The organism is Burkholderia sp. JP2-270, from assembly GCF_003233675.1.
Taxonomy (GTDB): Bacteria; Pseudomonadota; Gammaproteobacteria; order Burkholderiales; family Burkholderiaceae; genus Burkholderia; species Burkholderia pyrrocinia_C.
Genome location: NZ_CP029824.1, coordinates 3420369 through 3433858, shown reverse-complemented (window position 1 = coordinate 3433858; position 13490 = coordinate 3420369). Strand labels below are relative to the sequence as shown.

Annotated in this window: 13 protein-coding genes; 5 read left to right on the top strand and 8 right to left on the bottom strand. The window is 68.7% G+C overall.

Going from position 1 to position 13490, the window contains the following annotated elements; translation table 11 throughout:
* Positions 1-337: 337 nt before the first annotated feature.
* Positions 338-1735, top strand: a complete 1398-nt coding sequence (locus tag DM992_RS16190) for a sigma-54 dependent transcriptional regulator (protein WP_111017550.1) — start codon at positions 338-340, stop codon at positions 1733-1735.
* Between the two features lie 41 nt (positions 1736-1776).
* Positions 1777-2748, top strand: coding sequence for a thymidylate synthase (locus tag DM992_RS16185; protein WP_072436420.1), 972 nt, complete (start codon positions 1777-1779; stop codon positions 2746-2748).
* Between the two features lie 74 nt (positions 2749-2822).
* Here DM992_RS16185 and DM992_RS16180 read toward each other — a convergent pair whose 3' ends face one another.
* Together DM992_RS16180 and DM992_RS16175 are read right to left on the bottom strand one after the other, a co-directional pair.
* Positions 2823-5372, bottom strand: a complete 2550-nt coding sequence (locus DM992_RS16180) for a DUF6600 domain-containing protein (RefSeq protein ID WP_111017549.1) — start codon at positions 5370-5372, stop codon at positions 2823-2825.
* 162 nt (positions 5373-5534) lie between these two features.
* Positions 5535-6242: a helix-turn-helix transcriptional regulator gene (locus DM992_RS16175; protein ID WP_111017548.1), complete on the bottom strand. Its 708-nt coding sequence runs from the start codon at positions 6240-6242 to the stop codon at positions 5535-5537.
* 201 nt (positions 6243-6443) lie between these two features.
* Between DM992_RS16175 and DM992_RS42310 the strand changes: the two genes are divergently transcribed.
* Together DM992_RS42310 and DM992_RS16170 are read left to right on the top strand one after the other, a co-directional pair.
* The gene (locus DM992_RS42310) at positions 6444-6584 is read left to right on the top strand and encodes a hypothetical protein (protein ID WP_204356091.1); all 141 of its coding nucleotides are present in this window, start codon (positions 6444-6446) and stop codon (positions 6582-6584) included.
* Positions 6585-6714: 130 nt separating this feature from the next.
* Positions 6715-7227: an acyl-CoA thioesterase gene (locus DM992_RS16170; protein WP_014897688.1), complete on the top strand. Its 513-nt coding sequence runs from the start codon at positions 6715-6717 to the stop codon at positions 7225-7227.
* 46 nt (positions 7228-7273) lie between these two features.
* Here DM992_RS16170 and fumC read toward each other — a convergent pair whose 3' ends face one another.
* The 3 genes from fumC to DM992_RS16155 form a co-directional block, all read right to left on the bottom strand.
* On the bottom strand, positions 7274-8668 hold the full coding sequence (gene fumC, locus DM992_RS16165) for a class II fumarate hydratase (protein WP_111017547.1): 1395 nt from the start codon (positions 8666-8668) through the stop codon (positions 7274-7276).
* Positions 8669-8818: 150 nt separating this feature from the next.
* Positions 8819-10207 (bottom strand): multidrug efflux MATE transporter NorM, encoded by a 1389-nt coding sequence (gene norM / locus DM992_RS16160; protein ID WP_111017546.1) that lies wholly within the window; start codon positions 10205-10207, stop codon positions 8819-8821.
* A 132-nt stretch (positions 10208-10339) separates the two neighbouring features.
* On the bottom strand, positions 10340-10558 hold the full coding sequence (locus DM992_RS16155) for an RNA-binding S4 domain-containing protein (protein WP_006486208.1): 219 nt from the start codon (positions 10556-10558) through the stop codon (positions 10340-10342).
* Between the two features lie 264 nt (positions 10559-10822).
* Between DM992_RS16155 and DM992_RS16150 the strand changes: the two genes are divergently transcribed.
* Entirely contained in the window at positions 10823-11224 is a 402-nt protein-coding gene (locus DM992_RS16150; protein WP_111017545.1) for a hypothetical protein, read from the top strand.
* Between the two features lie 131 nt (positions 11225-11355).
* Here the strand turns inward: DM992_RS16150 and DM992_RS16145 are convergent, their stop codons facing one another.
* From DM992_RS16145 to DM992_RS16135, 3 genes are all read right to left on the bottom strand, one after another.
* Positions 11356-12132, bottom strand: coding sequence for a DUF4088 family protein (locus DM992_RS16145; protein ID WP_111017544.1), 777 nt, complete (start codon positions 12130-12132; stop codon positions 11356-11358).
* Between the two features lie 161 nt (positions 12133-12293).
* Positions 12294-12632: an AzlD domain-containing protein gene (locus tag DM992_RS16140; RefSeq protein ID WP_034183072.1), complete on the bottom strand. Its 339-nt coding sequence runs from the start codon at positions 12630-12632 to the stop codon at positions 12294-12296.
* Positions 12629-13396: an AzlC family ABC transporter permease gene (locus DM992_RS16135; protein ID WP_111017543.1), complete on the bottom strand. Its 768-nt coding sequence runs from the start codon at positions 13394-13396 to the stop codon at positions 12629-12631. The genes DM992_RS16140 and DM992_RS16135 overlap by 4 nt, the downstream gene beginning before the upstream one ends.
* Positions 13397-13490: the final 94 nt, after the last annotated feature.

Below are 13490 nucleotides of genomic sequence, written 5' to 3'. Positions count from 1 at the left end.
ATCGATACGCTTCAAGGATGAAAATCGATGCGTGTGTCGATGAAAGAGCACGTCGCTGTGCAGGTGCTATGTGCAGATGATTGACATGCGTCGACTTCCGAGCGATTCGACCGCATCGCCCGAGGCGCTGAAATGGGTTTGTCGCATTCAGTGCCTATAACTAAGCTATCTTGATCAAAAAAAACGGACGCGAGATAAGCGCCATCATGCGAGGCTTTGTCGTTGCCGCGCATCGGCATGGCGAATCGAGCCACCTTGGGCTGACCCGATTCGATCCTTTCGCACGCGGCTTCGCGTGCGCGGCAATCGTTAGATGGTTGATGAACGGGGTGGGCATATGGGAGCCGATCAGCGGCACGTGATCTATTACTCGCGCGAACCGAACGATGCGTTGCGCGGGCATTTCGACGAATGCGGTTGGCGCGTGGATCTCGCGGAGACCGTACGCGACGTACGACGCGTCGTGCAGCACGGCGTTGCAACGGCCGGCCTGCTCGATTTCTCTCCGGGCTTCAAGCCCTCGGACCTGCGCGAACTCGAATCCTGCCTGAGCATCCAGCACATCGGCTGGATCGCGGCGACGCGGCGCGGTCAGTTGCAGGACGCCACGCTGCGCCATCTCATTCGCGACTATTGCTTCGACTACGTGACGATGCCGTACGAGATGTCGCGGATCGTCGAGACCGTCGGTCATGCACATGGCATGGTCGCGCTGACCGAGCCCGTTGCGGCGCTCGCCGGTGCGGGCCGCAGCGAAGGCGAGATGGTCGGCACCTGCGATGCGATGCTCGGACTCTTCAGGACAATCCGCCGCGTCGCGTCGACCGATGCGCCGGTGTTCATCTCCGGCGAATCGGGCACGGGCAAGGAATTGACGGCGGTTGCGATTCACGAGCGCTCGTCGCGTGCGCAGGCGCCGTTCATCGCGATCAATTGCGGTGCGATCCCGTCGACGCTGCTGCAGGCCGAACTGTTCGGCTATGAGCGCGGCGCGTTCACCGGTGCGAACCAGCGCAAGATCGGCCGCGTCGAGGCCGCCAACAGCGGCACGCTGTTTCTCGACGAGATCGGCGACCTGCCGCTCGAAAGCCAGGCGAGCCTGCTGCGTTTCCTGCAGGAAGGCAAGATCGAGCGGCTCGGTGCGCACGTGTCGGTGCCGGTCGATGTGCGCGTGATCTGTGCGACGCACGTGGACATGGAAGCGGCGTTGCGCGAAGGGCGGTTCCGCGAGGACTTGTTCCATCGCCTGTGCGTGCTGAAGATCGAGGAGCCGCCGCTGCGCGCGCGGGGCAAGGACATCGAGGTGCTCGCGCGCCACATGCTCGAGCGTTTCAAGGGCGATGCGCATCGCCGCCTGCGCGGTTTTTCCCCTGATGCGGTGGCCTCGCTGTACGGCTATTCGTGGCCGGGCAATGTGCGTGAGCTGATCAATCGCGTGCGCCGCGCGATCGTGATGTCGGAGGGCCGGATGATCACCGCGGCCGATCTCGAACTGAACGACTACGCGACGCTCGCGCCCGTGTCGCTGCTGGAGGCGCGCGAGGCGGCCGAACGGCAGGCGATCGAGCAGGCGCTGCTGCGCCATCGCGGCCGTTTTGCGGATGCCGCGCGCGAACTCGGCGTGTCGCGCGTCACGCTCTACCGGCTGATGTGCGCGCACGGAATGCGCGATCGCGGCGACGCGCTGGCAGGGTTTCCTGCGTCGTTGCCGGAGCTTCCGCATCACGCTTGCTAAAATTGGCGGGTACGGCCGCCCTCGCGGCCGAAGGAACCCGCATGAAACAGTATCTCGACCTCGTTCGTACCATTCTCGATACCGGCACCTGGCAGGAGAACCGCACGGGGATCCGCACCATCAGCATGCCGGGCGCGATGCTGCGCTTCGACCTGCAGCAAGGCTTCCCGGCCGTCACGACCAAGAAGCTCGCGTTCAAGTCCGCGGTCGGCGAACTGGTCGGCTTCCTGCGCGCGTCGCGCAGCGCGGCCGATTTCCGCGCGCTCGGCTGCAAGGTGTGGGACGCGAACGCGAACGAGAACGCGCAGTGGCTCGCGAACCCGTATCGCCAGGGCGTCGACGATCTCGGCGACGTGTACGGCGTGCAATGGCGCCAGTGGCCGGGCTACAAGGTGCTCGATGCGGGCGCCGATGCGCAGATCGCCGACGCGACGCGCCGCGGCTTCCGGATCGTCACCCGCTTCGACGAGGACGGCGCACCGAAGGTGCTGCTGTACAAGGCGATCGACCAGTTGCGCCAGTGCCTGGACACGATCATGGAGAATCCGGCCGACCGTCGTATCCTGTTTCACGCGTGGAATCCGGCCGTGCTCGACCAGATCGCGCTGCCGGCATGCCATCTGCTGTACCAGTTCCTGCCGAATGCGACGAAGCGCGAGATCTCGCTGTGCCTGTACATCCGCAGCAACGACGTCGGGCTCGGCACGCCGTTCAACCTGACGGAAGGGGCCGCACTGCTGTCGCTCGTCGGCAGGCTGACGGGCTATACGCCGCGCTGGTTCACGTATTTCATCGGCGACGCGCACATCTACGAGAACCAGCTCGACATGCTGCAGCAGCAGCTCACACGCGAGCCGTACGAAAGCCCGCGGCTCGAGATTGCCGAGCGCGTGCCCGAATACGCGAAGACGGGTGTCTATGCGCCCGAGTGGCTCGAGCAGATCGAGCCGTCCGATTTTTCGCTCGTCGGCTATCGCCACCATGAGCCGCTGACCGCGCCGATGGCGGTCTGATCGCGCGGCCCCCGCAGAAAGAAGGCCTGACCGGCATCAGCCGGTCGGGCCTTTTTGCTTCACGTTCGCGGCACTTACTGGCGGTGCCGCTCTTCGTGAGCGCCTTGCGGCGGCGGGTTGCTCGGGCGCGGCGCCTCGACGTGCGGCGCCGGTTGCGGCCGGGGTTCCATCCGGGGCGCGGGCATCGACGGGCGCGGTTCCATGTGCGGTGCGGGCATCGACGGCCGTGGCTCCATGCGCGGCGCCTGCGGCTGCGGACGCGGCATTTCGTGTGCGGCGGGGGCCGGCGGACGGTACTCGTTCACGCGCGGCGGTGCGACTTCGCGGTGTGGCGCCGGTTGCGCGAATTCGGGGCGCGGTTGCGGCGCGGGGGCGGCCCGTTCCGGTTGCGGCTGCCCATGCTGGGCCGGCGTCGGGAATTCGGGGCGCGGACGCGGCTGCGGGATTTGCGCCGTATTGTCGAACCTCGGCTGCGGCAGCGCACGCGGCGCTTCGTTCCGGCCGCCGGGCTGCGCGCCCTGCGGAGCCGGCGCGCCGTCCGGATGCGGCACCGGCATCGCGCTGCGCACGGGCGGCAGCGCATTCTGTCCTGCCGCGTGCCGTGCGGTCGGCGAGGTGGGGCGCTGACGCTCCATCGGCGTGTGCGGCTGCATCCACGCAGGTGACGGCGCCTCGGCTGCGTGCGCGTTGCCGTTGCCCGACGGGAAATTGCCGGCCACCGGCGGATGCGGGACGCCGTTTCCGGGCCCGAACGCCTGGTGCGGCGCCGGGTTGCCCGGTGCCTGCGGCATGCCGCCGTTGGCGAAGCGCGGCGCATTGGGGTTCTCGCCGTTCGCCGGCCGCGCGATAGTCGGCGCGCCCGGCACCGTCGCACCCGGACGTCCGGCCTGCGCGGCGGGCGGCTGGCCTTCGTGCGGCGCGCGTGAAGGTTGCACGACGGGGCCGTGCGGATTCACGAGCTGCACGTTGTGCATTGCCCATGCGCCGCCGTTCGGGTTGCCCGGAACGCGAACCGGGCGAGCCGTGTAGTCGGCCGGCACGTTCGTCTTCACGACGGGGGCGCCGGCGCCCGGTACGCGTCCGCCTTGCTGCGCGAGGTGGGCGGCGGCCTGGTCGCGATACGCGGCCGGCACGGCGGGATTGCGCGTGGCGACGTACGGGTGCTGCGCGATCGCCTCCGGAGGACGGTAGCCGGCATTGCGCAGCCCGCCGGTAAAGCTCTGGCGCACCGGCGCGATACCGGGCGTACCCGGGGTCACATGCGCATTGCGCCATTGCTGCGGGTCGACGTGCTGCGAGAAGTGCGCAACAGGCTGACCGTGCACGAACGCGGAGGCCGGCACGGCCGTGATCGCGTGCGGCGCGTGGAAGTTCACGTACGTCTTGTTGATGTTGGTGATATTGGTGATGTTCGTCACGTTCACGGTCTTGTTCACGTTGACGTTGTTCACCACGATGTTGCGGTTCACGCGGTCGTAGTAGTGCGGGCTCCAGCCGCCCCAGCCGGGGTGCCACGGCTCACCCGGGCCGAGCGCGAACCATGCGCAGCCGGCCGCGGCGACGCCGCCGACGGTGAGCGCGACGCTCCAGTCGGGACCGCCGCCGCCACCGACGAACGCGACCAGCGCCGGTGCATAGACGGGCGGCTGGCTGACGACCATCGGGCCGGGCACCCATGCCCAGCTATCGTCCACGTACGCCCAGCGGCCGTAGTGATACGGCGCGAAGCCCCACGGTGCATCGTCGACCCACGTCCAGCCCCACGGTGCCTGCCAGATCCAGTGGCCGTCGTGATACGGCGCCCAGTCGGCCGGCGTGTCGTTCGGCACCCATACCGAGCCGTAATTCGGGGTTTCGCGCCACGTGCCGTTCGCGTCGAGATCCTGGTAGCCGGGAACGTCGCGGGACACGTAGCGGGCCGACACCGAGCGCTCCTCGGCTGCATCGCGGCTGGCGGCCCACTGGTCGAGCGCATCGGGGCCCGGTGCAGGCGATTGCTGCGCAACCTGCAGGTCGGTGCCCGTGAACACGACCTGCTGTCCGGGCGACAGCGGGTATTGTCCGTTGCTGCCGTACACGGTCGCGCTGCCGCTGCGCAGCGTGACCGTCGTGCTCGCGCCGTTCGGCGCGACATCGACGCGATAGTCGCCGGGGCCCGTGATGCCGAGCGCGAGGTTCGGCGTGTCGATTTCGTACGACCCGCCGGCCGGCAACTCGCGCACGTGCGTCGACAAGGTGCCGAGGCCGACCTTCAGTTGCGTCGTCGTGTCGTCGAGGTTCAGCACCGACAGGCTCGTCGAATTGCCGAGCCGCACCGCGGTCGAGCCGATATGCAGTTCCGAGCGCGCGCCGGCATCGTTCCAGAGCTGGTCGCCGGTCGTCAGCGGCCGGTTCACGGCGGCGTACGACCACGTATCGGTGCCGGCCGGTTCGGTCGTCACGGCACCAGACAGGTAATTGAGCCGCGCGACGCGGCCCGGCGGATCGCCGCCCGGTTGCCGTGCCGCGGCCGCATACGGCGGGGCATTGGCCGATTGTGCGAATGCGGGGGGCAGCGTCGCAAGCGCGACGAACGCGAGCAGCGTATAGCGGGCGGATCGCTTGAGCGTGAACAGGGGGGCCATGGTGAGCGTCTTCGTCGTTATCGCGGCGCGTCGATTCGTGCCGTTGAGTTCACAATATCCGCTCGGTCTGTTTCAGTGCTCGGTGTTTTGTAAGCCGGATGGCACGCGATGTAACAAAACCTGTCCATCGCGAGCCGTTGTCGTGCAGCCGCAATGCTGGCGTCAAGCAGACGTAAGCCACCCGTCGAAAACCTGCTGTCCGGGCACGGTGATGCGCAGCACGCGAGGTCGTGCGGAGCGCTCGATCCAGCCATGCGCACAGAAGCTCTCGAGCAGCGCGGCGCCGAGCGCGCCGCCGAGATGCGAGCGCCGCTCGCTCCAGTCGAGACAGCCGCACGCGAAGCGGCGCCGGCGCGCGCGCTGCTGGGCGACGTCGATGCCCCATTGCGCGAGCGCCCGGGTGCCGAGTTCGGTGGTCTCGATCTCATCGCCGTTGGCGAGCAGCCAGCCGCGTGCAGTGAGCCCGTCGAAGATGCGCACTGCGAGTTCGCCGGCCATGTGGTCGTAGCAGGTGCGTGCGTAGCGCAGTTCGGCCGGCACCGTGCGCGACGGCGGCGGAACCGGGCGGTGCGGCGCGGCCGCGCGGGCGACGTTCGCGAGCGCCTCGAGCGATGCCGCGATGTCGGACGATGCGATCCGGTAGTAGCGGTGCCGGCCCCGTACGTCGAGCGCGAGCAGGCCGCCTTCGGTCAGCCGCGCGAGATGCGCGCTTGCCGCGGACGGCGACAGCCCCGCGATCATCGTCAGTTCGCCGGCCGGTCGTGCGCTGCCGTCCATCAGCACCCACAGCATCGCGGCGCGCCCCGGGTCGGCGATCAGCGCGCCGATGCGGCTCAGGCCCGGAAAGTGGTGGTCGTCGTGATCGGTCATCGTCGTGTCTCGTCAGGCGGGATGACTTGCAGTGTAGTGGGGGCGGGCATTCGATGCTTCGGATCCGGCTGAAATGTCGAATGCGGCGGTACTGGCGCGGGCACTGACCATGCGGAGGACCGGACTGCGGCCCCGTGCAGGGCACGCGTAGAATGGCCGGACGCGGCGGCAGCGGGCCGACGCCCGTGACACGATGCAATGATGAAGACGATTTTCAGCCTGTTGGCGGCCGCGCTCGTCTGCGCGGCCTGTGCGCAGGGCGGCGCGGGCGCTGCCGGCGAGCGGGGCGGCAGCCTCGAGATGTACGGGACGATCGACCAGGGCATCACGATACGCCGCTGACGGGCGCGGATCCGTGTGCGTTTCAGGCGCGTCGGCGCCGCCGCGCCACACGGGGCGCCCCGCGACGCGTTGCCGCAGTGCAACGTATAATGGCCCGATTACAGCGCCCCTGTCGCCCGGAGCCAACAAGATGTCCCAACCGTCCCCCGTACCGGCCGCCCTCGACCGCACCGAAACCGTATTCCGCTTCCTCGCCGAGCCTTCGTCCGTGAACTTCGGCGGCAAGGTGCATGGCGGCGCGCTGATGAAGTGGATCGACGAGGTCGCGTATGCGTGCGCGGCCGTCTGGTCGAGCCGCTATTGCGTGACGGTCAGCGTCGGCAACATCCGTTTCCAGCGCCCGATCCTGGTCGGCAATCTCGTCGAGCTGAAGGCGCGCGTCGTCGCGACGGGGCGCACCAGCATGCACATCCATGTATCCGTGCACGCCGGCGATCCGAAGGGCGGCGTGCTGCGCCAGACCACCGATTGCCTGGTCGTGTTCGTCGCGGTCGACGAGAACGGCAACCCGGTGCCGGTGCCGCCGTTCGTGCCCGAGACCGACGAGCAGAAGGTGCTTGCGAAATATGCGGCCGACGTGCGGGCCGCGCTCGACAAGATCGTCGAGATGAAGCCGGAAGAGGTCGCGAAAGGCACGGTATGAGCGTCGCGGGCGCCGCGCTGTTTGCGCCGCGCCCGTCGTTCCGCCGTTACCGCGTCCCGATCATCTGCTCGGGGCGCACCCACGCATCGAATTCCGCCTCGGTCAGGTAGCCGAGCGCGAGCGCGGCGGCCTTCAGCGTCGTGCCTTCCTTGTGCGCCTTCTTCGCGATCTGCGCGGATTTGTCGTAGCCGATATGCGGATTGAGCGCCGTCACGAGCATCAGCGATTCGTTCAGCAGCAGGTCGATGCGTGCGCGATTCGGCTCGATGCCCACCGCGCAGTGGTCGTTGAAGCTCCGCGCGCCGTCCGCGAGCAGCCGCACCGATTGCAGTACGTTGTGCGCGATCATCGGCCGGAACACGTTCAGCTCGAAATTGCCGCTCGCTCCGCCGACGTTGACCGCGACGTCGTTGCCGAATACCTGGCAGCACAGCATCGTCACGGCCTCCGACTGCGTCGGGTTCACCTTGCCCGGCATGATCGAGCTGCCCGGCTCGTTCTCCGGAATCGACAGCTCGCCGAGCCCGCAGCGCGGCCCGCTCGCGAGCCAGCGGACGTCGTTCGCGATCTTCATCAGGCCGGCCGCGACGGTCTTCAGCGCGCCGTGCGCGAACACCAGCGCGTCAGCCGCCGCCATCACCTCGAACTTGCTCGGCGCCGTCACGAACGGCAGCTTCGCCAGCCGGCCGATTTCGTCGGCGACGCGCACCGCGAACTCCGGATGCGCGTTCAGCCCCGTGCCGACCGCGGTGCCGCCGAGCGCGAGCTCGTACAGGTGCGGCAGCGCCGATTCGACGTGACGGATGCCCTGGTCGAGCTGCGCGACATAGCCGGAAAACTCCTGGCCGAGCGTGAGCGGTGTCGCGTCCTGCAGGTGCGTGCGGCCGATCTTCACGATGTCGGCAAACGCCTTCGATTTCGCATCGAGCGTCGTGCGCAGCGTGCGCAGCGCCGGCAGCAGGTGGTTGACGATCGCGTACGCGGCCGCGACGTGCATCGCGGTCGGGAACACGTCGTTCGACGACTGGCCGCGGTTCACGTCGTCGTTCGGATGAACCTTGCGCGCTTCGCCGCGCTCGCCGCCCATCAGCTCGCTCGCGCGATTGGCAATCACCTCGTTGAGGTTCATGTTGGTCTGCGTGCCGGAGCCCGTCTGCCAGACCGCGAGCGGGAATTCGCGCGGATGCTTGCCGGCGATGATCTCGTCGGCCGCGTCGATGATCGCGCGCGCCTTGTCGTCGGCCAGCACGCCGAGCGACTGGTTCACGGCCGCCGCGGCGCGCTTGACGATCGCCAGCGCGTGGATCAGCTCGGGCGACTGCTTCTCCGTCGAGATCCGGAAATTCTGCAGCGAGCGCTCGGTCTGCGCGCCCCAGAGCCGGTCGGCCGGCACGGCGATCTCGCCGAACGTGTCGCGTTCCATCCGAACTGCTTCGTTCATGATGCACTCCTCTTGGAAAGGGGAAAGGCCGCGCAATGCGCGGCGTCGGGCGTATCGTGAGGCACTCGCGCCGCTCGCGCGGCGTCATCGGGACTTCGGGCCTTCAGCCGACAAGCATAGCGTCGGCCGCGATTTCGTGTCGTGTCGCGCTCAATGCCGCGCCGCGATGAGCGACGCGGTCTTCAGATGAAAGCGCCATGCCATCAGCGCCGCGACGCTCGCGAGGCCGGCTGCGAGCCCCCACCACAGGCCGCGCGCGCCGAGGCCCGCATGGAACGCGAACCAGTAGCCGGTCGGGAAGCCGATGCCCCAGTAGCCGAAGGTCGCGGCGAGCATCGGGATGCGGGTGTCCTTCAGGCCGCGCAGCGCGCCCGACGCGACGGTCTGCATCCCGTCGACGATCTGGAACACCGCGGCGATGCCGAGCAGCGACGCCGCGAGCGACACCGTGGCCGCATTGGCCGGGTCGTCGAGGTGAAGGTACAGGCCGACGATCGTGTGCGGCGCGACGATCATCACGACGCCCGACAGCGACATGAACGCGACGCCGAGCGCGAGCGCGACGAAGCCCGCATGCCGCGCGGCGACGGGCGAGCCTGCGCCGACCCAGTAGCCGACCCGGACGTTGGCGGCCTGGCCGATCGCGAGCGGCACCATGAACGACACCGACGCGACGTTCAGCGCGATCTGGTGTGCGGCAAGCGACGTCGCGCCGAGCACGCCGACCGTGAGGCCGGTGCCGAGGAACAGCGTCGATTCGACCCCGTACGTGATCGCAACGGGCCAGCCGATGCCGATCAACTCGCCCATCATGGGCAGCTTCGGGCGCGCCGCGGTCACGAAATGGCGGAAGCGCTGCCGGCCGTGCAGCAGCCAGATCAGCGCGAGCGCGGTGAGCCAGATCGTGATCGTCGTCGCGACCGCCGACCCGAGAAAGCCGAGGCGCGGCAGCCCGAATGCACCGTGGATCAGCCCGTAGTTCAGCACGCCGTTGACGCCGACACCGCCGATCGACACCCACAGCAGCCGCCGCGCGGCGCCGATCGCCGGCAGGAACGCGCGCATCAGCCCGACGCCGATCAGGCTGCCGAGTGCCGCGAAGCGCAGGATGCCCGTGTATTCGCCGACGTGATGCGCGAGCAGCGGCGGCTCGTGGAACATCAGCAGGATCGGTTCGGCCAGCGACAGCGCGACGATCGCCGGAATCGCAAGCAGCACGGACAGCGCGAACCCGGTCCAGTAGATGTGCGGCACGCGGTCCTCGGCCTGGGCGCCGCGCGCATGCGCGACGCTCACGCTGACCGACGACAGCACGCCTTGCAGAATGGTGACGATGACGAAGAAGAAGTTCGCGCCGAGACCGCCGGCCGCGAGCGAATCGGGGCCGAGCGAACCGAGCAGCACTGTGTCCGTGACGCTCATTGCCATCTGTGAAAGTTGCGCGATCGCGAGCGGTGCGGCGAGGCGCGCGGTATCGGCGGCGTGACTGGACAGGGACGGCGGCGCGGCGGCCGTCCGCGTGAGACCGGAATGCGACATGGAATGGGCGCTCGCGCGGGTGCGGGCCCGCGCTGTCTGTAGTTATTTTGAGAGACGGCTAGCTTACGGCTTTATTCGTACCGTGTCGAACGCGCGCGCCGATGGCCATGTCGCGGACAGGGGGAACAGGCGCTAGGCTTCGCGCACCGCGATGCGCGTGTCGCCGAGCAGCACTACCTGGCCCGCGCGGATCTTGCAGGTCTTGCGAAGCTCGACCGCGCCGTCGACTTTCACCGCGCCGGACGCGACGATCAGCTTCGCGGTGCCGCCGCTGTCCGCGAGGCCGGTGATCTTCAGAAGGTTGTGCAGCTCGACGTATTCGCCGGTCAGCGTGAAATCCAGGTTGGGCATGACGAAGAAGGTGCGCAATGCGCGGAAGGAATCGCCTCGCATCATACGGCACCGCGGGCCGGCGCGCGAGCGTGGGCGGCGCGCAGTTGTTAAGGACTGTGAGCGATTCGTCAGCAAATGAAACGGTGGGTAACAGTCTGAGAGATTCGAGAACCTGCCGTGCGGGCCGCGGGTCTTTTGTCGTACCTGCTGCGTGTTGCGGCGGGGGACGCGACGGACCGCATCGCTGTGGTTCGCGCCCACAACTTCTTGAGGAGGATTGTCATGTCCAAGATTCGTACGATGCTGATCGGTGCCGCGCTGACGGCGTTCGCCACTTCGGCCGCGTTTGCCCAGACGGGCACGGCGGCGCAGGGCGCGGCAGGTGCCGGCGTGCAGGCGCAGACCCCGGCAGCGGGTGTCGGCGCGGGCGTGCAGGGCAGCGCCGGCGCGAATGCGTCGGGCAATGCGGTCGGCGGCGCGACCGATGCGGTCGGCGCGGCAGCCGACGGTGCGAAGGATACGGCGTCGTCGGCCGTACACTCGGCCAAGAAGCATGCGAAGCACACCGCGAAGTCGGCCAAGAGCCATGTTGGTTCGGCCAAGGCGAAGGCCGGCGAAGCGACCGAAGGCGGTGCATCGGTCGGCGCGGAGGGCGGTGCATCGGCCCAGGGCGCCACGCAGTAAGCGGTGCCTGGCGCCGCGCGACGCTCGCCCTGGACGGCACGTCGCGACGGCGGCCGTCCGGCGGCCCGGTTCGCTTCGCGCGAACCGGGCCGTTTTCATGTGTTCATGCTTTCAGCCGCGCGGGCGCGCGGTCACGGCCGGCGCTGTCCTTGGCCTTGTCCCTGCGCGGGGCGCGCGGCAGCCGGCGTGAATACGCTGCGCAGCCACGCAGCGAGCCGCGTGAAGACGTCGTACGGCTCTTCGACGAAGATCTCCGGTTTCAGCAGCCGCAGGTATTCCATGATCTGCTGCGCTTCCTGTTTCTGGAACGAGCCGTGTGCGAGCCCGAGCCGCAACAGCCCGCGCAGTTCGCCGAGCTTGTCGCGCGCGGTGCTGCCGACGCTCATCTCGCATGCGAGCTTGGCCTCGTAAATCCGTTGCCGAAGCGATTCCGCGAGCCGCCACGCGGGCGTCTGCATCAGTTCTTCGAGCGCCTGGATGTCCTGAGCCGCGCCCTTGATCTGCGACGCGAGCGGGTCGATCTGCGCCGGGTCGCCCTGCGCCTCGGCGACGATCGCCTTCGCCCAGTCGCGGCACGCCTTCGCGAGTTCGTCGGGCGTCCATTCGGAGCGCGACGCGAAGCCGAAGCCGAATTCGCCGGCCTGCCGCATCAGGATCGCGACGACGTCCGGAAATTCCTTGTCGAGCGTGCGCTTTGCCCACGCGTACTGGCCGCCCTGCAGCATCCGCTGCACCGCGTGCTCGGTCAGCGGAACCATGTTGTCGAGCAGCTTCGCGCGCAGGAAATCCTCGAACGACGGCGTCGCGAACTGCGGGTCGAGTTTCAGCGACACGCGAACGAACGCGTCGTAGTCCTTGCGCAGGGACTCGAGCGTGTCGTCCTTGAGGGAAAGGGTGATCTGGCCCATGAATCGTCTCGATGGCGGCCCGCGCAAGCCGGCGGCCGGCACGGCGCACCGGTGCGGGCGCAGCGTCGACTGACCGGTGCGCGCAGAGGCCGGTGGCGGGTCTTCATCTGCTATATCGGCGTGCCGCGCGGAAACTTGAGCGCGCGTGGTGGAGTGTCCGCTCAGGCGGGCAGCCAGTGCGGCAGCACGATCCCTTGCCAGAAAAAGAACACCGCAAGCCCCGCCGCGATCGTCACGAGCGGGCGGCGGGTTGCCGCCGACACGAGCACGGCGGCGAGCGCGCCGACGAGCTGCGGATTGCGCCAGGTCAGTTCGGCCGTGCCGCCATGCGGCGAGACGGTCATCGGCACGATGATCGCGGTCAGCACGGTGACGGGCACGAAGCCGAGCGCGGTCCGTACGAGCGGCGGGAAGGTCAGCCGCTCGCCGAACAGGAACAGCGTCGTGCGGATTGCGTACGTGATGACGGCCATCCCGAGGATCAGCAGTGCGTAGCTCACGATGCGGCCTCCGTGCGCGAACCGGCGCGCGCGCGTTCGTGCAGCAGCGTGAGCGCGACGCCGATCGCGACGCCGGCGGCGACCGCGCCGAGCAGCCCGAGCTTGTATGGCCAGCCCTGCCAGAAGTACGCGAGCGTGCCGGCCGTCGCGGCCGCCGCGAAATAGCGCAGCGTGCCGAGCTGCGGGACGACGATCGCGATGAAGGTCGCCGCCATCGCGAAATCGAGGCCGAGCGACTGCAGGCCCGGGAATGCCGCGCCGAAGCCGATGCCCGCGAGCGTCCAGACCTGCCAGTTCAGGTACATCGCGAGCCCGGAGCCGAAGAAGTAGTGGGGGCCGATCGTGCCGGGCGGGAAGTGCCGGTAGTGCGCATAGGCGACCGCGAATACTTCGTCGGTCATCAGCGCGCCGAGCGTGGCGCGCCAGCGCAGCGGCAGGTGCGCGACATAGGGCGCGAGCGTCGCGCTGTACAGCAGGTGGCGCAGGTTCACGATCAGCGTCGTCGCGAGTACGACGACGAAGCTCGCGCTGCCCGCGATCAGGCCGAGCGCGATGAACTGCGCGGAGCCCGCGAACACGGCGAGCGACATCAGCACGCCGTGCCACGCGGCAAGCGGGCCGCCGCCGACGAGCGTGCCGAAAATCACGCCGAACGGCGCCGCGCCGATCATCATCGGGATCGTGTCGCGCGCGCCGTCGAGCCATTCGTTGAGCGGGCGGCGAGGGGGCGATGCGGGTGTCGGGTTCAAAGCGTGCTCCTCCATGCGGTGGAGGATAGCGGTCCGGTGGTTTTCGGGCTTGTATGTTCTTGCGGTTGCGGGCGGGGTGGCTACCCGGGCGTTTGCCGGCGCGGCGGCA